This window comes from Andreprevotia lacus DSM 23236, assembly GCF_900176275.1.
GTDB lineage: Bacteria > Pseudomonadota > Gammaproteobacteria > Burkholderiales > Chitinibacteraceae > Andreprevotia > Andreprevotia lacus.
In genome coordinates this window covers 135,445-154,821 of record NZ_FWXD01000003.1, presented here as the reverse complement: position 1 = coordinate 154,821, position 19,377 = coordinate 135,445, and the positions used below count along the sequence as shown (strand labels likewise).

Annotated in this window: 15 protein-coding genes; 4 read left to right on the top strand and 11 right to left on the bottom strand. The window is 63.7% G+C overall.

What is annotated here, in order from left to right; genetic code table 11:
* Nucleotides 1-6: 6 nt before the first annotated feature.
* The 3 genes from B9A19_RS03810 to B9A19_RS03800 are packed head-to-tail and all read left to right on the top strand — an operon-like array spanning nt 7 to nt 6,578.
* On the top strand, nt 7-2,280 hold the full coding sequence (locus B9A19_RS03810; protein ID WP_084089218.1) for a hypothetical protein: 2,274 nt from the start codon (nt 7-9) through the stop codon (nt 2,278-2,280).
* 13 nt (nt 2,281-2,293) lie between these two features.
* Nucleotides 2,294-5,671 carry a DUF6519 domain-containing protein gene (locus tag B9A19_RS03805; RefSeq protein WP_084089217.1) on the top strand — a complete coding sequence of 1,126 codons (3,378 nt, stop codon included), beginning with the start codon at nt 2,294-2,296 and terminating at the stop codon, nt 5,669-5,671.
* Nucleotides 5,672-5,687: 16 nt separating this feature from the next.
* The gene (locus tag B9A19_RS03800) at nt 5,688-6,578 is read left to right on the top strand and encodes a hypothetical protein (protein WP_084089216.1); all 891 of its coding nucleotides are present in this window, start codon (nt 5,688-5,690) and stop codon (nt 6,576-6,578) included.
* Between the two features lie 39 nt (nt 6,579-6,617).
* Here the strand turns inward: B9A19_RS03800 and B9A19_RS03795 are convergent, their stop codons facing one another.
* The 6 genes from B9A19_RS03795 to B9A19_RS03770 all read right to left on the bottom strand — a co-directional run bounded on the left by B9A19_RS03795 (nt 6,618) and on the right by B9A19_RS03770 (nt 14,036).
* Entirely contained in the window at nt 6,618-7,709 is a 1,092-nt protein-coding gene (locus tag B9A19_RS03795; RefSeq protein ID WP_084089215.1) for an HD domain-containing phosphohydrolase, read from the bottom strand.
* Entirely contained in the window at nt 7,706-10,762 is a 3,057-nt protein-coding gene (locus tag B9A19_RS03790) for a response regulator (RefSeq protein WP_139798632.1), read from the bottom strand. The genes B9A19_RS03795 and B9A19_RS03790 overlap by 4 nt, the downstream gene beginning before the upstream one ends.
* Nucleotides 10,755-11,138, bottom strand: a complete 384-nt coding sequence (locus B9A19_RS03785; RefSeq protein WP_084089213.1) for a response regulator — start codon at nt 11,136-11,138, stop codon at nt 10,755-10,757. Before B9A19_RS03785 ends, B9A19_RS03790 begins: the two co-directional genes overlap by 8 nt.
* 2 nt (nt 11,139-11,140) lie before the next feature.
* Nucleotides 11,141-12,790: an ATP-binding protein gene (locus B9A19_RS03780; RefSeq protein WP_084089212.1), complete on the bottom strand. Its 1,650-nt coding sequence runs from the start codon at nt 12,788-12,790 to the stop codon at nt 11,141-11,143.
* A 4-nt stretch (nt 12,791-12,794) separates the two neighbouring features.
* Complete coding sequence (locus tag B9A19_RS03775) at nt 12,795-13,166, bottom strand: hypothetical protein (RefSeq protein WP_084089211.1); 372 nt, start codon at nt 13,164-13,166, stop codon at nt 12,795-12,797.
* 78 nt (nt 13,167-13,244) lie between these two features.
* Nucleotides 13,245-14,036, bottom strand: a complete 792-nt coding sequence (locus B9A19_RS03770) for a response regulator (protein WP_084089210.1) — start codon at nt 14,034-14,036, stop codon at nt 13,245-13,247.
* Between the two features lie 92 nt (nt 14,037-14,128).
* On the opposite strand from B9A19_RS03770, the gene B9A19_RS03765 reads away from it, so the two are divergent.
* Nucleotides 14,129-14,812 carry a response regulator gene (locus B9A19_RS03765; protein WP_084089209.1) on the top strand — a complete coding sequence of 228 codons (684 nt, stop codon included), beginning with the start codon at nt 14,129-14,131 and terminating at the stop codon, nt 14,810-14,812.
* An 18-nt stretch (nt 14,813-14,830) separates the two neighbouring features.
* On the opposite strand, the gene B9A19_RS03760 is transcribed toward B9A19_RS03765, so the two are convergent.
* The 5 genes from B9A19_RS03760 to B9A19_RS03740 all read right to left on the bottom strand — a co-directional run bounded on the left by B9A19_RS03760 (nt 14,831) and on the right by B9A19_RS03740 (nt 19,302).
* Nucleotides 14,831-15,808, bottom strand: coding sequence for a sigma-70 family RNA polymerase sigma factor (locus tag B9A19_RS03760; RefSeq protein ID WP_176216752.1), 978 nt, complete (start codon nt 15,806-15,808; stop codon nt 14,831-14,833).
* Between the two features lie 263 nt (nt 15,809-16,071).
* Nucleotides 16,072-17,118 carry an AAA family ATPase gene (locus B9A19_RS03755; RefSeq protein WP_084089207.1) on the bottom strand — a complete coding sequence of 349 codons (1,047 nt, stop codon included), beginning with the start codon at nt 17,116-17,118 and terminating at the stop codon, nt 16,072-16,074.
* A 4-nt stretch (nt 17,119-17,122) separates the two neighbouring features.
* Nucleotides 17,123-17,713, bottom strand: coding sequence for a nicotinamide riboside transporter PnuC (gene pnuC / locus B9A19_RS03750; RefSeq protein ID WP_245804258.1), 591 nt, complete (start codon nt 17,711-17,713; stop codon nt 17,123-17,125).
* Nucleotides 17,710-18,639 carry an ADP-ribosylglycohydrolase family protein gene (locus B9A19_RS03745; RefSeq protein ID WP_084089205.1) on the bottom strand — a complete coding sequence of 310 codons (930 nt, stop codon included), beginning with the start codon at nt 18,637-18,639 and terminating at the stop codon, nt 17,710-17,712. Before B9A19_RS03745 ends, pnuC begins: the two co-directional genes overlap by 4 nt.
* Before the next feature lie 3 nt (nt 18,640-18,642).
* On the bottom strand, nt 18,643-19,302 hold the full coding sequence (locus B9A19_RS03740) for an NUDIX hydrolase (RefSeq protein ID WP_084089204.1): 660 nt from the start codon (nt 19,300-19,302) through the stop codon (nt 18,643-18,645).
* Between the last annotated feature and the right edge of the window lie 75 nt (nt 19,303-19,377).

Sequence of the window (19,377 nt, the reverse complement as noted above, 5' to 3'; positions counted from 1 at the left end):
GACAGCATGCCCAACGCACGTGACGGCTACCGCGAATATCTGGCCGAAAAGCTGTGGCAGTGGCTGCCTGCCATTTACCGCGAACTGGATGCGCCGCAGGGCAGCCTGCGCGCGCTGATCGAAACGCTGGCCGCGCAGGCAGCGGTGCTCAAGCGCAATCAGGACCGGCTGTGGGACGACGCCTATGTGGAGCTGGCCGACGACTGGGCCATTCCCTATCTGGCCGAGCTGGTCGGCACGCGGCTGGTATCGGCGCTGGACCCGCGCGCGCGCCGCGTCGATGTGGCCAAGACGCTGTACTACCGCCGCCGCAAGGGCACGCTGGCGGTGCTGGAGCAGCTGATTGCCGACATGGCCGGCTGGGACGGCAAGGTGATCGAGGAATTCCGCCTGCTGGCGCGCACACGGCACGGGCTGGACGGTATCCCTACGCGCGGCCCGCTCACCGGCACGCCCGAGGGCGGGCTGGCCGATTTGCGCCAGGCGCGCGGCGCCTTGCTGACCGGTGATCTGTTCGAGGAATTCCACTACACGCCCGATACGCGCCGCCCGTCCGGCGTGCACGGACAGCGCGGCCCGGTGGCGGTGCGTGGCCAGCGTGGCATCGCCAAACTGAGCTTCCATCTCTACCGCCTGCAGAGTGTCGGGCTGACCGGCGTGCAGCCGCGCCGCATGAAGAATCTGGCCGGCCAGTGGAATGGCTGGAGCTTTGACCCCAGCGGCCGCGACATTCCGCTGTTTGCTGCCGGCAGTGCCGAGCAGGACTGGCACCGCTGGCACAGCGCCGATGAATGGGCGCTGCCGCGCGCGCTGACTTGCCGGCTGCTGGGCGAGAGCTGGTTCGAGATCGGCGATGTCGCCGTCGCATGGGCGCAGACCACGCCGCTGATCGGCACACAGGCACAACGCATGGCTGCCGCTGCCGATCTGCGCCTGTTGCTGGGGCAGCGCTTTGCCCAGCGTGACGATCTGCGCCGCGTGCTGACCGGTCTGGCCAGCGGGGCGGTGCTCACCCAGGCGGGGGTATTTGCCCAGCTGCTGGTGCAAACGCGCAGCAGCAATTGCGGCAGCGCCACGTTGTTGCCCGATGCCGCCAGCGGGCAGGCCAGCCACGGTGTGGCCGCAGTGCGGGTAAGCGACAGCGCCGGCGTGATCGACCGCGAGCAGACGCGCTCGGCCAAGCTGGATGACTACGCACTGCCCACGGTCAGCGACGTACGCTTGCTGATTGAGCCAGAGCGTGGCCGCTTCGTATTTGATCGTGCCGGCCACACCTTGGCCAGCACCAGCGTCGATTACCACATCGGCATGGCCGCGCCGATCGGCGCTGGCGCCTATGCGCGCGATGTTGATCTCGCTGCGGCGCCCGTGGTGTGGCAGGGCGGCACGGTGGGGGCGATTCCGGCACAGGGCCAGACCTTGATCCAGGACAGCGCCACCTATGCCAACCCACCCGATCAACTGGCGGTGATTGCCACTTCGGTGGTGGCCGCCGAGGATGAACGCCCGTACTTGACCTTGAGCAACCACTGGCGCTTCCAGTCCGCGCAGGACGATGCCGAGTTGTTGCTCGATGGCTTGTGGGTGGGGGCAACTGCACCGCACTCGCTGTATCTGCAAGGCAATTTCGAGCGCGTGACCTTGCGCTATTGCACGCTGGACCCCGGCGGCAGCGACGGTCTGGGCCAGCCGCTGGCGGCCATCCCGCTGGTGGTGAAGGGCTACGTCGAGCAACTGGTGATCGACCACAGCATTATTGCTGCCATCCGGCTGGAGGGGGCCAGTTCGGCCATCGGCACGCTCACCCTGAGCGACAGCATCGTGCACGCCAGCAGCGGCATTGCCATTGATGCCTTGCCGGCCCATATGACCAGCCGGCGCAGCACCATCATCGGCGCCGCGCTGGATGCGCTCGCGGTGCAGGTGGAGCAACTCGACGCCAGCGACACGCTGATTGCCGGTGTGGTCACCGTGGCCGATACGCAGCACGGCTGCTTCCGTTTTTCTGCGCGCGGGCCGGGTTCGCGCGTGCCGCACCCGTATGAATCGCATCTGATCGACGATCTGCCGCGTGTTTTTGCCAGCACCCGCTATGGCGACCCGCATTACGCCACGCTGGCGCCGCATGTGCCGGCCAGCCTGGTGTCGGGCGGCGAGAACGGCAGCGAGATCGGCGCGTTTGCCGCACAAATGGTGCCTGTCCGCCTGAGCAGTCTGGCGGCCAAGGTTGAGGAATATCTACCGTTCGGCCGTCTGCCGGACTTCATTATTGAGAACTGAGGGAGACAGTCCCATGTCCACCGTCGATCTGTCGCGCAACGCGACCGACTTTTTGAAACGCTACGCCGGCGTGCGCATGCAGCAAGGGCGGGTACTGACCGATGACGACTTCAACGAGGCCGCGCAGCTCGATCAGGAAGACCAGCGTCGCACGCGGCTGGATGCCATCGGTGCCTATGGCACGCCGGATGACGGCTTCCTGCTGAAAGCACCGACCGTGGTGGGTGGCAAACCGACCTTCAAGCTGGCGGCGGGTTCGCTCTATCTGGGCGGACTGCGGCTGGAGCTGGCGGTCGATGAACCATTCCACCTGCAAAAGGACTGGCTCACCTTTGGCGCCAACGCCAGCGACTGGCCGGTAGCGCCGACCTCGGGCAGCCGCATCGACATGGTGTGGGTGGAGGCCTGGCAGCAGCCGGTGACGGCAGTGGAGGACAGCGAGCTGTTCGAGGTGGCGCTGGGCGGGCCGGATACCAGCACGCGCGTGCGCACACTGCACCGGGTGTATGTGCAGCCGAACGTGAATACCGACGAGTGCCCGGCGGCGTGGTCGGCATTGACTGCCAGCTGGTCGGGTCTGGGCACCTTGGCCGCTGATTACGAGCTGGCCACCACGGCGCGCCTCAAGGTGGCGTTCACCACGCCGCAGGAGACCAGCAATCTGTGCTCGCCACCGCAGAACGGCGGTTATCTGGGCGCCGAGAATCAGGCCATCCGCGTGCAGCTGGTGGATGACACCCACTACACCTGGGGTTTTGACAACGCCGCGCCGCTGTACCGCGCCTTGCTGAGCAGCGTGAACGGCCATCGGGTGAAGCTGACCCTGCTGACCGAGCCGCGCGATGCGGTTCACTGGCCGCTCAAGGATCAGGTGGTCGAGCTGTTGCCGTGGTCGGCCGCACTGGCCAACGGCGAGCGCGTGGCCGATTTGTCCGGCCATCTGACCAAGGTGGCGAGCAGTTATCTGCCGGACAGCGCCGAGTTCACCATCGTCGATGAACCGCCAACCGGTTTCGAGAACCGTTGGGAAGGCCGTGCGGACCAGGCTGATTTTTTCAATGGCGATGCCAAGCAGCGTTTTGTATATGTGCGGGTGTGGAATCGCGGTGACGACCTCAGCTCGCCGGCCAAGATTCCGCTGGCCAACAACACGCTGGGCCATACCGGCTTGTCGGTGTCGTGGACAGGCGGGCCGCTGCGCGCCAATGACTACTGGATCATCGCCGCGCGCCCGGCCGCGCCACAGGTGCTCACGCCATGGGGCTATGACAAGGCTGGCGTGCTGGCGCATGGTGTCAAACGTTACCGCGCACCGCTGGGCTTGATCCGCTGGACCTTCAGCGGTGGCAACGTCACCGGCGAGGTCATCCATGACTGCCGGCGCACCTTTTTGCCGCTGAGCAAAATCCGCAACTGCTGCGGCGTGACGGTGGGCGATGGCACCAACAGCTTCGGCCAGTTCACCTCGATCAATGCGGCCATTGCTGCATTGCCGGCCAGCGGTGGTTCGGTGTGCATCCTGCCCGGGCGTTATGAAGAAAACGTCTACATCGGCAACCGGCAGCACATCACCCTGCACGGTTGCGGGCCGCGCACGCGCATCGTCGCGCCGGTGGTGGCCAATGGCAACGAAGCGCCGGCTGTCTACGTGTACAACAGCAGCGACGTGCATATCGAAGGGCTGGCGCTGGAGGCCGGCGCCATGCCGGCCGTGGTGGTATGGGAGAGTGACCACACCACGCTGAGCGACAGCGTGGTGGAGATGCGCGACCAGTTCGGCATCTTTCCGGCGGTGTATCTGCAGGGCGAGCAACTGGCGGTCACGCATTCGATGATTACCACCTTGCCCGGCAACGGCGGCATCTATGCCAACCCGTTTGGCGGTGGCAGCGCACGCGGTGGCATCCAGATTGCCGGCGGCAGCGAGGACGTGCGCATCGTCGATAACCAGATCATCGGCGGCGCCGGCCACGGCATCACGCTGGGCAGTCTGGTGCAGGTGGCCAGCGGCGGTGGCGAAACCGATGTGCCCGACCAGACTCCGACCGGCAACAATCCATGCGATGTGTGCTCGGCCATCGGCATCATCCTGATCGACGACCCCAACAGCACGGTGACTTACCGCTCGCGCGGCGATCTGTACCGTATCGAGATTCGTTGCAACGACATCGCCCGGCATGGTGGCAACGGCATCAGCGTGGTGCGGCTGTTCGGGCTGGTGAACCAGCAGGTCGACCTGATCGGCGTGCATGGGCTGCGCATTGCGGATAACCGCCTTGCCTATAACCTGCAGCGTCAGGTGGAACAGATTCCGCAGGCTTATCGCCTGTTTGCGGCCTACGGTGGCGTGGTGCTGGCGCTGGTGAGCGAACTGGTGATCGAGCACAACCTGATCGCCCGGCACGGCCTGGGGCGCAGCAGCCCGGTGACCGGTGTCTATGCACTGATGGCGCAGGGGTTGCGCATCGAGCACAACCACATCATCGACAACGGCGTGATCGACAGCCAGCCGGTGACCAGCGCGCAGGCCGGCCTGCGTGCCGGCGTGCATGTCTGGCTGGCGCTGAGTGCGCCGGAGTTGGAAAAGACCTCGACCAGTACCGGCGCACAGCAGGCTGCCGATCCGCAGCGCAGCCCGCAGCTGCGCATCCACGACAACGTGATCGTGCAGCCCCTGGGGCAGGCGCTGTTCCTGCTGGGCGCCGGGCCGCTGGCGATTACCGACAACCGGCTGGCCAGCCAGGGCACCACGGCGACCGATCTGCAGTTGCTGGCATCCACCGTGCTGGTGGCCGATTTCGGCTTCAGCCGTGAGTGGACGATAGGTCTGCTGGTGACCCTGTTGCTCAAGATTTTCGACAAGAGCTCGCCCAGCACCGGCAATGGTCAGGCCATTTGCACCTATGCCAAGGCATCGGTGTTCACCAAGGCGATCAAGACCAAGCTGCCCACCGGCAAGCTGCAGTTCAACGACAACCAGGTGAGCTACGACAGCCTGGGTGACAGCGACAACCCGTCAGGCTATGCGCTGGCATCGACGGTGCTGCTGTCGCTGGATGACGTGGCGGCGCTGGCCAACCAGTTCGAGTTCAGCGCGCAGCAACAGCTGGCGCTGGTCGATCTGCTGGCCTTCGGCTTGTCGCTGCGCGTCAACGACAACCGGCTGACCGAGACCTGGGGCCGTGCACTGCTGTCGGCCTTTACCACCGGCCTGATGAATACCACGGCCGACAATCAATCCACCCACTGCCTGTCGGCCAACGGCATGCTGGAAAGCGTGCACGACAACCTAGTGCTGGCCGAAGCCTTCTGCGACGGCATTTGCAGCGCGCAGGGCAAAAAAGCACTGGCTGCCTTTGTCGGTGCCGGCGCGGTAGCCTTCCAATCCTGATCCGGAGTGTTTGCTCATGGCAACGTTCGACCGCAAGACCAATTTCGACGCCCAGCATGCAGCCGGTCTGCTTGGCGCACTCAAGGGGCTGACCAGCATTGCACCGCAGGCCGGCCTGTTGTTGCAGGGCCTGTCAGCCGGCGCCGTCAACAGCCAGCAAGTGGAAGCCAAGCGGCTGGCTGCCAAACATGGTGATGGCGATGCACGCGTACAGGCAGCGCAACTGCGCGCCAAGGCGCTGGCCGCGTTGGCCGACGATGTTGCCGTTGGCGTGGCGCACGTCGGCAACCTGCTGCAAACGGCCACGCAGGACAATCTGTTTCACGGTTATGTGCTGGATGCCGACGGCAAACCGGTGGCCGCACAAACCGTGGAGCTGACCGTGCCGCGCTGGGTGGAGCAGCACCGCGCACCGCTGACGGGCAAGACCGATGGCGATGGCTACTTCCGCATCTGGCTGGGCGCCAGTTCGGGGCAGAGTAGCAACACAGGGCAGGGTGCCGGCACCAGCGGCCCGGTATCGCATCTGGATTTGCTGCGCGGTTTTGCCGCCCGCTTTGCCAAGGATAGCGATGCCGCCAAGGCCAGCGAAGTGAAGGCCGCCGAGGTCAAGGCCAGTGGTGTAAAGGCAGATATCCAGAAAGAAGCCGCCAATGTGCGGTTGGCGCTCAATACCGGCAATCAGCCCACAACGGCGAGCACCACCAATCCGGTGCCTACTCCGGTACCTTCGCCGACGCCCGGCCCGGCCCCATCGCCGGGCGACAACAAGGATTTGCTCGACAGCCGGGTGCGTATTTTCAATCCCGGTGGCCAGCTGGTGTACGAGGACAGCCTGCCGCCACAGTTCGAGGTGAATGGCGATACGGTGGAATCGCAATTCCGTTATTACGCGCTGGTGGATTAGCCCAGCCTGCCGGCAAGCCGGCGCGTTGCTGCGTGCCGGCTAGCCGCAGAGCACTGATCGCATGGAGATGGCTGGTTCCAGAGAATGGAACAGATCGTCGTTGTCCTGATAGCGTTCACGGATCTGCAGCGCTTCGTCCAGATGATCAAGCAGCGCATCGACGCAACGCGGGTCAAAGTGGGCACCACGTTGCTCGCGCAGGAAATCCAGCGTGGCCGGCAGTGTCCACGCCTGTTTGTAGGGGCGCGGGGACAACAAGGCATCAAAGACGTCGGCAACGGCAACAATACGGCCGGCCTCGGGAATGGCATCGCCTTGCAGGTGTTGCGGATAACCGCTGCCGTCATATTTTTCGTGATGGGTGAGGGCAACCGTGGCGGCCAGTTGCAGCAGCGGTGAGTCGCTGCGTGCCAGCAACTCATGGCCGATGGCCGGATGGGTCTGCATGATGGTCAGCTCGTCTGCATCCAGCCGCCCCGGCTTGAGCAGGATGGCATCTGGTATCCCCACCTTGCCGATATCGTGCATGGGCGCTGCATGCAGCAACAATTCGGCTTCTGGTGCACTCCAGCCCATGGCACGGGCAATCAGCGCGGCATAGTTGGCCATGCGCAGCAGGTGCGCGCCGGTTTCCGGATCGCGCGCCTCGGCCGCGCGTGACAGGCGCACGATCATCTCGCGTTCGCGCGCACGTATCGCTGCCGTGGCCTTGCTGACCTCGATTTCCAGCCAGTCGGCCCGCTGGGCCAGCGCCAGCTGGTTGGCGCGCAGCGTCATCATGTTGCGCATGCGGGCCACGAACTCGTGGTTGTCGATCGGTTTGGTGATGAAATCAGTCACGCCGCACCCTAGTGCTTCATAGCGTACGTCGCTTTGCTGATTGGCCGTGACCATGATGAGCGGCACATCCCGCAAGCGTGGCTCGGCGCGAATGCGGCGCGCCACTGCCAGCCCGTCAGGCTCGGGCATCATGTAGTCGACCACGATCAGGTCCGGTTCGTTGTCCAGACACCATTCCAGCCCCTGCCGCGATTCCTGGAACAGCAGCGGCTCTGCTTCCGGCAAGCGTTTGAACAGATGCTGTATCAGCAGCAGATTGGTTTGCGTATCGTCGATGATGACTACTTTCACGGGGCACCTCCCTGCTGTATCGCTACGGCCCTCACCAGCGCGATCAGCTTGAGCAAATCAAGATGCAATGACGCGCCGCGCGGGGCGACATCGTGCCAGTCCATGTCCGGTGAGATCGCCCCGGCCAGCGCCTGTGCCTGGGTCGCCCAGTCGCTGGCAAAGTGGCTGCTTGCGCCGGCCAGGGTGGTGAGTGTGTGCGCAAGCAGGGTGGCATCCTGCTGGTGCAGCGCCTGGGTCATGCGCGCTTCCAGCGGCATGGCTTCGCTGGCAAAGGCATTGCACAGCACCTGCCAGAGCACCGGGTCATCGCCAAAGCGGGTCGCGGCCTGGTCAAACTGCTGCGAGACCGGCGCAGTAGCGGTGTCCACCGTCGGCATATACCGGTCCAGCATGTCTTTGAGTGCCTGCCATTCGATGGGTTTGCTCAGATAATCATCCATGCCGGCGGCAAAGCAGGCTGCACGGTCTTCTGCCATGGCCCTGGCCGTCATCGCGACGATGCGTGGCTGCACGGTCAATGGCAGCTGCCTGATTCTGTGCGTGGCCTCCAGACCGCTCATTTCGGGCATCTGGATGTCCATGAAGATCAGGTCGTAATCGTGATGGCGAACCTGCTCAAGCGCGTCAATCCCGGAACAGGCGACCTCAATCTGGCTGCAACCCTGCTTGCTCAGCAGTCGCAGTGCCAGATGGCGGTTGACAGCGTTGTCTTCCACCAGCAACAGCCGGCCCGGGCGCTGGCTACGGCTGGATGTGCCCGCTGCCGGCGCAGCTGCTTCACCCGGCAACGCCAATGCCGTGCGCAGCGCAGCGTCAAGTTCGTGGTCCGACAAGGGTTTATTCAGTACCGTAGCGCTGGTTTGCTGGAACCAGCGCGCCTTGTCGTCGATGGCACCAGGTTCGCGCAGCATCAACAGCTGGCTGCTCTTCATTCCCGCCCGTTGCAGCATGGCGCCATATTGCGCCGGCTCCTGCTGATCGCCTGTGGGGCAGGCCAGCAGCAGCACATGCCCGGGGACGCCGGCAGCAGCGGATTCCAGCCATGCCTGCGCTTCGTCCGCGCTGGCGGTCTCGACAACATTCACTGCCCATTTTGCGAGGCGTTGTGCCAGGGCCTGGCGCTGGCCGGCATGGGGCTCCACCAGCAGTACGGTGCCAGTCGGGCAGTTGGCAAGCTCGATGGGCTGCCGGTCTGCCGCGCAGGGCAGGGTAAAGACGAAGGCACTGCCTTCGCCGGGCTGACTGTGCAGTTCAATGGTGCCGCCGAGGTGCTCGACGATGCGCTGGCAGATGCTCAGGCCCAGACCGGTACCGCCATAGCGGCGCGTGGTGGAGGTGTCTGCTTGTTCAAAGGCGCTGAACACGTGCAGTTTCTTGTCCGGTTCGATGCCAATGCCGGTGTCGCTGACGATCAGCCGCAAGGCCGGATGGTCCCGCAGCGTGGCAGCTTGCAGGTGCACCACGATTTCGCCCTGCTCGGTGAACTTGATCGCATTGCCCACCACGTTGGTAATGATCTGCCGCAGGCGATGCGGGTCGAAGATCAGCCTGCCGGGCAAGGCAGGATCGATTGCGGCGTAAAGCGCCAGCCCTTTTTCATAGGCGCGATGCGCAATGCCTTTCAGGCAATCATGCAGCACTTCGTCGACGATGATGCTTTCCGGGTAGATATCCAGGCGGCCCGATTCGATTTTGGAAAAATCGAGTATTTCGTTGATGACGGTCAGCAGGGTTTCTGCCGATGCCCGTGCAATGCGCAGAAATTCGTGCTGTTCCGGATCAAGTTCGGTATCGAGAGCCAGTTGCAGCATGCCCAGCACCCCGTTCATGGGGGTGCGGATTTCATGGCTCATATTGGCCAGAAAGTCCGACTTGGACCGGTTGGCCTGCTCGGCGGCTTCCTTGGCCTTGGCCAGTTCCTGCGCGCTGCGGTACAACGCCGTGACATCGGTATGCTGGATCACGGTGCCGCCATCGCTGGTGCGATGCTGGCTGATCGCGAAATGGCGCTCGTTCAGCTGGCGCTCGAAGGCGTAATGCGGCAGGTCAAGTTCGGCCATACGCTGGGCAATATACTGTTCCTCGCTGCAATGCAGCGGCAGAACAGGGTCATTGCGATAATGCGCTTGTACCAGGGTACGAAAGGGCATGCCCGGGCGCAGGGCGGCTGCAATGGCCTGGTACGTGGATCGCAACTGCTGGTTGGTCACCCGTATGCGCCGCTGCTCATCCAGAATCAGTATGCCGGCATCCATGCTTTCCACCGCATCCTGCAGGTGGGCGTAGGAATCGGCCAGGGCGCGCTGGGCCTCGTGACTCTCGGTCACGTCATTCAAGGTACCGCCTACACCCAGAATGCGCCCCTGCTCATCAACGATCAGCCGGGCGAATACCTCGACCATGCGGGCATGCCCCAGGCGGGTTTGATAGCGCACTGTCAGCCGGCAGGTTTCCTGCCGCCCCTCGATGAGCGCGATGAATTCATTCAGGTGCTCATCGCGATCCTGCGGGTGCACAAAATTCATGAAGCTCTTGCCCAGCGAATCTTCTACCCGGTAGCCGGTCAATTCCTCCCATGGCTTGTTCAAGAAGACCCAACCGCCTTGCCAGTTGGTTTTGAACACCACTTCCTTCAGGCTGTTGACGACCCGGCGGTAGCGGCTCTCGCTGGCAACCAGTGCCTGGTGGGCCGCTTCGTGTTCCTGCACCAGCCTGGCAATCTGCCCGGACAGCGTTTGCAGGTCGACGCCATCGCCCTGGAGCATGCCCGGATCCGCCGTCAGTGCCGCCAGCGTTTGCTGCAGATTGGCCTGTATGCCGGAGGTCGCAGCGTTGCCGCCCCGGTCAGTCGCTGCCGGGCCGCTGGCGCCAGCGTGCAAGTATTGCAGGTAGGTTGCGCGCACCATGCCGATGAATTGCTGCAATTGCGCACGATGGCTGGCCGGATTGTCGCGCGCATTGGCGGCGATCTGTTGCTCCAGACGTGTCCAGTCGGCATCCGGCTCCAGGTTGAAGGCATGGGACAGCTGCCTTGCCAGCAGGGCGTCATCCACGGCTTGCTCCACCGGTCCAGCGCTGCATGCACTCCAGCAGACCGCTGCGGGATACTGGCTTGATCAGCACGTCGTCAAAGCCCGCTGCGTGCACCGCAGACAGCTCGGCTGGCAGTACATGCGCGGTATAGGCCACCAGTACAGGCCGCTTGGCTGGGTATTGGTCCAGAATCTGCGCGCACACTTCAAAACCGCTTGTTTCCGGCATGCTCAGATCCAGTAGCATCAGGTCAAATGCCTGCATGGACTGCATCACCAGCGCCTCGCCACCGCTGGCGGCCTGACTGACGGTGTAGCCGGCATGCTCCAGCAACAACTGCGCAATGCGGCGGTTGGCTTCCTCGTCATCGACAACCAGTATGTGGGGAGATGTCATACTCACGCCCCTTTGATCGGCAGGCTGATCCTGAAGGTACTGCCGCTTCCCGGTGTTGAATCCAGCGCCATCTGTCCCCCTGCCAGCTTGACCAGTTGTTGGGCCACGCTCAGGCTCAAGCCACTGCCCTTGTGAGCGCGAGTGAGGAAAGCATCGATTTGCCCGAAGGGTTCAAAAATCCGCTCACGGTCTGCCGCAGCGATGCCGGGACCGGTATCGCTGACAGCAATATGCAGCTGACTTCCGGTAGCTTCTGCAATCAACCTGACTTTTCCCTGCGATGTATATGTAAGGGCATTGTGAACCAGGCTGCTGCAGATTTCCTTCAGTAACTGCGGATCGTGATGGATGACCGGCAGCTCGCTGGCGTGCAGCTCAAGATCAAGATCAAGCAGCTTGGCGTCGGCGAGTGACTGGTGTTCGGAAACCACTTCCCGAAGCACGGTTTCGGGCTGAAACCAGCGCGGTTGCTGGCCCAGCATGCCGGCTTCCAGCTGGGTGACCTGCAGAATGCGCGTTACTTGCCGGTCGAGCTTGCGGCCGCCGTCGAGCACCATGCCGCTCAAGTCCTGCGTGGTCTTGTCCAGAGCGGTATCGTGCAGCAACTCTGCGGCGCCAAGTACGCTGTTAAGCGGGGTGCGCAGCTCGTGGGAAACGCGCGCCAGAAAATCGCTCTTGAGGCGGTTGGCAGACTCTGCCTTGGCGCGGCTTTGTTGCAGCCGGTAGGTCTGCACGGTCAAGAAGGTGCCAGCGATGACAAACAGCAGGCTCAGCACGCCGGCGGCGGTCAGATAGTTGCCACGGCGCTTCTCGTATTCGGTCAAGGCATCGACCTCGGCGGTACGCATCACCACCAGTAAATCGGTGCCCTCGATGGGGCGCACCGAATAGCGGACCACGTCGCCATCCGGCTCGGTCTCTTGGGTGCTGCCACTCTCGGTTTGTACCATGCGCAGGCTGTTGAACCATGGCTGCTTGCTGACGTCTCCACTCGGTTGCCAGTCCTTGCGCGCGGTTTGCTGGGCGCGGATGATGCCGTCGCGGCCCACCAGCATGATGCCGTCGTGGCCGGACTGGATCAGGTCGCGATAGAGCGAGGTGAAGTAATCGGGAGACACCGACACCACGACAATGCCGAGAAAGTCGCCCTTGGCATCGTTCAGGCGGCGAGTAAACTGGATGGACCAGCGCCCCGAGCTGCGGCCCAGTACTGGCGTGCTGATAAACAAGCCAGCACGCGGATTTTGTGCATGTACGATGAAATGTTCCCGGTCATGCAGATCCACTGGCTTGAAGGGCTTCTTGCTGGTCATCCTGAGTATGCCGGCTGCATCGACAATGCCGATTTGCGTGTAATACGGGTTGATGATCACCCCGCGATCCAGCAAGTCGTTGATCTCCAGCAGGGCAGGTTTTGATTCATAACGTTCTTTGATGAATAGCGAAGTCTGGTCTACTTCCCGCACCACGCTGGTCATGTGCTCGTCGATGGCGCGCAGCAAATTTGCACTGATATGTTGCTGACTGCGCAGCGCCAGTGCCTTCTCGTTGCCCAGCCAGATCAGCAGCATGCCCCACAGCACAACCAGCGTGACGCAAGCAAACAACGGAATCATCCACAGCAGGTGGCCGGTGTGCTTGTGCGTGGTCATGGCGCTAGCCCTCCGCAGCCTGCAGTGAAGACTTGAGAAATTGCTCCAGCTCCCAGTCCAGCCCGATCATCTCGCACGCAAGGCTATGCAGATGGTCGGCCGGGACCGTGCCCTGCGTGTGCAGGGCCAGGCTGATGTGCCGTTCGATTGCGGCTGCACGGCGTGCCTCGAACATGCCGAAGGTGGCCCGCAGCTGATGCAGCAGGCCGCGCGTGGCATCCAGATTGCCCATGGCCGCAAGTGGTTGCAGCTGGCTGATCTGCTGCGGCAGTTCCTGCCGATAGGCGCGCGCCAGACGTGCAAGCACGGCAGGGTCGCCGTGCAGTTTTTGCAATACGGCGACCGGATTGAAATACTGGAAATCGGATGCAGGCATGATCGGGTTCTCCGCATCGGTGTGTGGAACTCGGGGTCTATGCTAGGCCGTGCAAGCGGGCAAGGGCCACCCGGTTGGCTACCAGGGGGTGCCCCGGGTTGAGCCTTGGCGTTGCAGTGCCTCGCGCAAGGCGGGTATGCCTATCCGGTAGGCCGAATCAATGCCGTCCAGCAAGGCATCTATCAGGCGCGGATCGATGTCCGGATTGCGCAGGCTGTACTCAAGCAGCAGCAGGCGTTTTCGCAATGCAAGCAGGCCAAACTGGCCGCTTAGCCCCCCAGCCGTGTGGGCTAGCCGAGACAATGGCCCATGCTCCTTGTTCAGCCAGAGTTGCCGCAAGCGCTGGGGCAGTTCGGCGGACTCTTCCAGATAGCTGTTTGCCAGCAGGGCGAACAGTGCCGCATCACCATCAAGCCGCCGCAGCGCTTCGTCAAAATCAAGCACGGGGTCATAGGGTGATGCATCATCAAGGTGACTGCCGGCTGTCGCCGGGGGGGCACCGCTTTCCACTGGCTGGATCAGCGACAGCAACTGAGCCTGGGCGATGGGCTTGACCAGCACATCGGCAAAGCCGCCTGCCTTGATCTGGGCGAGATGCGCAGGCCCGTCCGGCATGGTGCTGGCGATCCAGCGGCCGGGCTGTGTGCTGTGGTACTCAGCGTACAATGTGCTGCCCTCGCCATCTGGCAAGTGCATGTCCACGATCAGGTGGGTTGGCCGGTGCAGCGCCAGCAACGCGCGCGCCTGTTCCAGGGTGGCCGCCTGCAGCACTTTGGCCCGGGCGGCGGAAAGCCAGTGTTCCAGCAACGTACGGTTGACCAGCGAGTCGTCCACCACGAGCACGAGTTGGGTATAGGCTGGCGTAGGCATGATGTGCTTTCCTCTTACTAATTCGTCAACCGGGGGCTGACCGTCTATGCTGGCTGGTGATTGCCCGGTAAATCTCTGACAAAATTGCACGGATGATTGAAACGAATACTTTGTCGGTGCTGATAGCAGACGACCATTCTCTTGTCAGAATAGGCGTACGCGCGCTGCTGGAAAAACTTCCCCGCTATCAGGTGATCGGTGAGGCCGGCAATGCGGCCGAATCGCTGGCGCTGACTGCCAAGCTGCAGCCCGACATCCTGCTGCTGGATATCGGCATGCCGGATCGCAGTGGCCTGGCGGTGGCCGGCCAGCTGCAGCAAGAGCGACCGGGTCTGCGCATCATCGTGCTGTCGGCACTCGAGACCGCCGAGGCGGTGCTTGGCGCGCTGCATGCCGGTTGCCGTGGCTATCTGGTCAAGGACTTGTTGCTGAACGAGCTGGAGCTGGCACTCGATGCCGTGGCGCATGGTGATATCTATCTCAGCCCGCGCATCTCGCACCATCTGGTGGCCACGCTGCAGCGCGATGCAGCACCGGTTGCCGACGCCGTCAGCCATGCGCCGGCCGGCGACGCGCTGCTGACCGAGCGGCAGGTGGAGGTGCTGCAGGGTATCGCGCGCAGCCTCACGACCAAGCAGATTGCCCGCGAGCTCAACATCAGCCCCAAGACGGTCGAGTTTCATCGCGCGCAGATCATCGAGCGCCTTGGCGTGCGCGACGTGGTCAGCCTGGTGAGAAAGGCCGCCAAGCTTGGCCTGGTTGATCTGGACGAATAAACGCAAGCCGGGCATTGCTTAGTGCCCGGTCAGCGCATGCAGGCCGGGGATCACCTTCCTGAGCGCATTGATGGCCTCGGCCTGCAATTGCCGCACGCGCTCGGGCGACAGGCCCATTTCCTCTGCCAGCTCGATCAGCGTATTCGGCTCCTGGCCGGCGATGCCGAAGCGGCGCAGCAACACCAGCCGGTGACGCGGCGTGAGCTTGCGCAGGCCATCATGCATGTGCCGGTGCAATTGCTTGCTGAACATTTCCTGCTCGGGGCCGGGGGCATGCAGGTCGGGCAGAATGTCTGCCTGTCCCTCGCCCGATTCCGACGCGGTCAATGAATCCAGCGACAGCGTGTTCTCGGCCAGCTCCATCAGCTTGGGTACTTCATCGGCCGAGATGCCGGTCATCAGCGCGATCTGGGCGTGGCTGGCATGCTGGGTGCTGCTGTGCAGCTGCCGTTCGGCCCGGGTGCAACGGTTGACCTGCTGGACCACGCCCAGCGGCAGGCGGATGGTGCGCGTCTGCAGCATGGTGGCGGCCTCTATGCGCTGCCGGATCCACCAGGTGGCATAGGTGGAGAAGCGGAAGCCGCGCTCGGGGTCGAACTTCTCTGCCGCGTGAATCAGGCCGAGATTGCCTTCCTCTATCATGTCCAGCAGCGGCAGGCCGCGCATCAGGTAGCGTTTGGCGATGCTGACCACCAGGCGCAGGTTGGCGGTGATCAGTGACTGGCGTGCAGCGAAATCACCGCGCTGCATGCTGCGACACAAGTCACGCTCTTCCTGGGCTGTCAGCAGCTTGTGCTTGCCGGCTTGCTGCAGGTAGTACTGCACGCTGTCCAGCTCGGCATCGCTGCCTGCGGCCGGCTGCTCTGCCGTGTCGGAGGCGGCGGCTTGGCTGTCCTCGTGTGTGTCGTCAGCGTAGCTGTCGTCGCTGTCGGCAAGATCCGGCATGAATGTTTCTGCCGGGATTGTTTCTTCGCAAATATCGAGTGTCATGTCCATGGCGCGGGCTCCGGCGTGGCGGATTAATGGGCAATCGGACTGCGGTGTAGCGTTGAAATCGTGTGAAGCAGGTCGTTCGGACAAACACGGCTGCGCATGTTGCCGGGCGTGGCTGCATGCATCATCTGCTCCCGCGCTGCGGCGCCCATACCGTGGCGCCATGGAGCAAAGTATGGTCGCCGGCAGGTGCAGGAACTACCGGTGCAGCTACTAGGAAGCCCCCTAGGACGGTTACCGGGTGCGAGCGGGGAAGAGGGCTGGGTTCAGCGTAAACCGGCTTGCAGCGCGCTACAGATGGCGCTGATCCGGTCGGGCACGGCGCCGCTGGCCAGCAGCCACGGCTGGCCGGCCAGTTGCTGCAGATACCAGTCGTGCTGCAGCTGGCGGAAGGCGGCAGTCTGGCGCGTGCCGTCCTGCACGAAGGGGAAATCGGGTGCGCACAGCACGGTGTGGTGGTAGTGGCGCGTTGCCAGCGCATGCAGCGCGGGTTCGGCCTGCTTGAAGTAGTACAGGCAGTAGAACAGCGTGGTCAGCGGTGAGGTATCGCACACCAGATAGCGCGTGGCCTGCCGTGCGGCCTGTTCCTCGCGCCGCACCTGTTCCTGCGCGATGGCGAGCAGATCGTCGTAGCGCAGTTCGCCGGCCTGTTGTTCCCAGCGCTCGCGGCCGTATTCGGCGACATAGCCGGTGCCCAGCGCGCCAGCCAGCGCCACGCTCAGGGTGGATTTGCCGGACGATTCGCCGCCCAGCAGACAGATGCGTTCGACAAAATCGGCATACACCTCGGGGGCGAGCAGCTGGCGGTGTGCGTGGATGTCGCCGCGCAGCAAGGTGCCGGACGGATTGCCCGGCTGGGCTGTACGGTTCAGCCGCACATGGGTAACCGGGTGCGGGCGTGCCAGTGCGGCGCTAAAGCGCTCGGCCAGCACCGCGGCAAAGCCGTCGCCATAGTCCTCGCCGGTAAAGACGGCGTCGATGGTAGTTTCCAATACGTGCAGGCACAGGCTGGCGACGAAATGGCGCTGCTCGTCATCGGGTGCATCGTTCGGTGGCAAGTCGGGCACCGGCTTGCCGGCTGCTTGCCAGCAGGCAATGCGCTGCGGCGTGACGATCAACACCTCGGCAGCCGGCACGCGCAGCGCCAGCCAGCGTCTGCGGCGTTCCGGCTCGCAGCCGGGCAACTCGGGGCTGGAATAGCTGATCACGAACAGTCGTTCGCATTGCGCCTGCGCAGCGTGCAACAGTGCTTCATGCCCGAAGTGCAGCGGGGCGAACTTGCCGACCACCAAGCCGTGCCGATAGGGTTTCATTTTCTTACGCCGCTACAGCAACGCCATCCGGCGCGGCCTCGGCCAGCTCCTGCCGCCAGCGGTACAGGCCGTACCAGGCGTTGCACCAGAACACCAGATACAGCCCGGCGCTCAGATACAGCTCGCGTGCGAAATACAGCGGCACGGCAATGGTGTTGACCAGCAGCCAGGCAAACCAGTTTTCCAGCCTGCGCCCCATCAACAGAAACTGCGCCAGCACGCTGAAGGTGAGCACCAGCGAATCCAGCCATGGGTTCCACGCATCGGTAAAACGGTGCAGTACCGCCGCATAGGCAATGGCCACCAGCACGCTGAGCGCGGCCAGTGCCACTGCATGCGGCAGCCGGGTGCGGCGTACCGCCACCGGCGCGCCTTGCGCCCCGCGCAGCCAGTTCAGCCAGCCGGCCATGCTGCTGACGATGAAGAAGCCCTGCAGGGTCACGTCGGCATAAAGCCTGGCGTCGAAGAATACCCAGCCATACAGCACGCAGCCGACCACCCCGATCCACCAGGTATGCACATTGTTGCGCGCGGCCAGCCATACCGATGCGGCGGTGGTGATGCTGGCGGCGATTTCGAGTGGCGAGGGCATCATGGCTGCGCCTCGCCGGCGAGGGCCGGGGCACGCTCATCGTGCAGTCGATCGGCCAGATCACCAATCTCGTCAGCCTGCACCAGCGTGTGCAGCCAGTGCGGCGGGATGCTGGCTACGCCGTAATGCGCACCGGCCAGCTGCCCGCAGATGGCTGCAGTGGTGTCGGCGTCGTCGCCCAGATTGGCGGCAAGCAGCACGGTGGAGGCAAAGTCATGGCCGTGCAGGAAGCACCACAACGCGGCCTCCAATGATTCGATCACATAGCCGCTGCCGCGTATGGCTTCACGCGGCTTGTCGCGCCAGTCGCCAGCGGCAATGGCCTGCACCTTGGGCGCCAGCGCGCGATAGCCGTGCGCAAACAGGATGTCATCCTTGCCCGCGCCCTGCAGCGCCATATGTAATTGGGTGGCAAACAGACGCGTGCTCTCGATGACTTCCTCGGCGCCATGGGTGGTGCGCGCGCTGGCGGCAGCATGGTGCAGCAGCGCATCGGCCTGCTCGAAATAGAACATCGGGATCGGCGCCAGCCGCATCAGCGCGCCGTTGCCGGCGGTGCGCGGGTCGGATGAGCCGCTGTACGGATCACCACTGGCGCGATAGCGCTGCAGTGCCTGCGCCACGGTCACGCCAATGTCGAAGCAAGCGCCGGTGCTGCTCATATAGCCGTAGCTGGCCCAGTTGCAGTAACGGTTCATCTGGTCGGTGGCATCGAAGCCCTGGCGATGCAGCAGGCTGTGTGCGAGGCACAGCGCCATCGCGCAATCGTCGGTCCACGCGCCGGGTGGCAGATCGAACGGGCCGCCACCGGTCATGTCGGTGACGGGGGCAAAGCTGCCGCGCGGGCTGAATTCCACCGTGGTGCCCACTGCATCGCCGCAGGCCAGCCCCAGCAGGCAACCGCGATAGCGTTCAAGCAATGTTGTCATGGTTCAAACCGTCTTGTTGAACAGCGCCAGCCGCGCGTCATCGCGCAGCTTGTACAGCTGCGCCGGGCGGTGCTTGCCCGAGCGCATGGCGTTGGGAATGGCTTCAAGGAAATCCAGCTCGCCCAGCTTGCGGCGGAAGACGCTTTTATCCAGCGAGATACCCAGCACCTGCTCGTAGGTGTGCTGTAGCTCGGTCAGGGTGAATTGCCCGGGCAGCAAATGGCAGGGCAGCGATGAATAGGTGGATTTGTCACGCAGCCGCTGGCTGGCGTGTGCCACGATGCGGTTGTGGTCGAACGGCAGGTCGGGCAGGCCATCTACCGCCAGCAGCTCGAAGCGGTGCTCGGCATCGGGTTGCAGCACGCTTTCGTGCACCAGCGCATAGTAGGCAATGCTGGCCGACCAGCCGCGCGGATCGCGTACGCCACCGCTGAAGGTGAACAGCTGCTCCAGATACGGCGACACCAGCCCGGTTTTCTGCCGCAGCACGCGCTCGGCGGCGGCCAGGCTGTCGCGGTCTTCTTCCGGGTGAATATAGCCGCCGGGCAGCGCCAGCTGCTGCGCATACGGGTCGAGCTCGCGCCGCAGCAGCACGATCTTGAGCTGGCCGTCGCTGAGGGTGAACAGCACGATGTCGACGGTGACGATGAGCGCGGGTTCCATACAAGCTCCGTTAGTTATTTTCATAATAGAACTAACTGCCTTGTGGCTGCAACTACCTGCGTTAGCCATTTATCC

Bases quoted from the DNA above. Each gene is read 5' to 3' on its own strand.
- pnuC (WP_245804258.1), bottom strand. From the start codon at position 17,713: ATGATGCCCTCGCCACTCGAAATCGCCGCCAGCATCACCACCGCCGCA.
- B9A19_RS03760 (WP_176216752.1), bottom strand. From the start codon at position 15,808: ATGGACATGACACTCGATATTTGCGAAGAAACAATCCCGGCAGAAACA.
- B9A19_RS03775 (WP_084089211.1), bottom strand. From the start codon at position 13,166: ATGCCTGCATCCGATTTCCAGTATTTCAATCCGGTCGCCGTATTGCAA.
- B9A19_RS03805 (WP_084089217.1), top strand. From the start codon at position 2,294: ATGTCCACCGTCGATCTGTCGCGCAACGCGACCGACTTTTTGAAACGC.
- B9A19_RS03745 (WP_084089205.1), bottom strand. From the start codon at position 18,639: ATGACAACATTGCTTGAACGCTATCGCGGTTGCCTGCTGGGGCTGGCC.
- B9A19_RS03800 (WP_084089216.1), top strand. From the start codon at position 5,688: ATGGCAACGTTCGACCGCAAGACCAATTTCGACGCCCAGCATGCAGCC.
- B9A19_RS03770 (WP_084089210.1), bottom strand. From the start codon at position 14,036: ATGCCTACGCCAGCCTATACCCAACTCGTGCTCGTGGTGGACGACTCG.
- B9A19_RS03765 (WP_084089209.1), top strand. From the start codon at position 14,129: ATGATTGAAACGAATACTTTGTCGGTGCTGATAGCAGACGACCATTCT.
- B9A19_RS03785 (WP_084089213.1), bottom strand. From the start codon at position 11,138: ATGACATCTCCCCACATACTGGTTGTCGATGACGAGGAAGCCAACCGC.
- B9A19_RS03780 (WP_084089212.1), bottom strand. From the start codon at position 12,790: ATGACCACGCACAAGCACACCGGCCACCTGCTGTGGATGATTCCGTTG.
- B9A19_RS03740 (WP_084089204.1), bottom strand. From the start codon at position 19,302: ATGGAACCCGCGCTCATCGTCACCGTCGACATCGTGCTGTTCACCCTC.
- B9A19_RS03810 (WP_084089218.1), top strand. From the start codon at position 7: ATGCCCAACGCACGTGACGGCTACCGCGAATATCTGGCCGAAAAGCTG.
- B9A19_RS03755 (WP_084089207.1), bottom strand. From the start codon at position 17,118: ATGAAACCCTATCGGCACGGCTTGGTGGTCGGCAAGTTCGCCCCGCTG.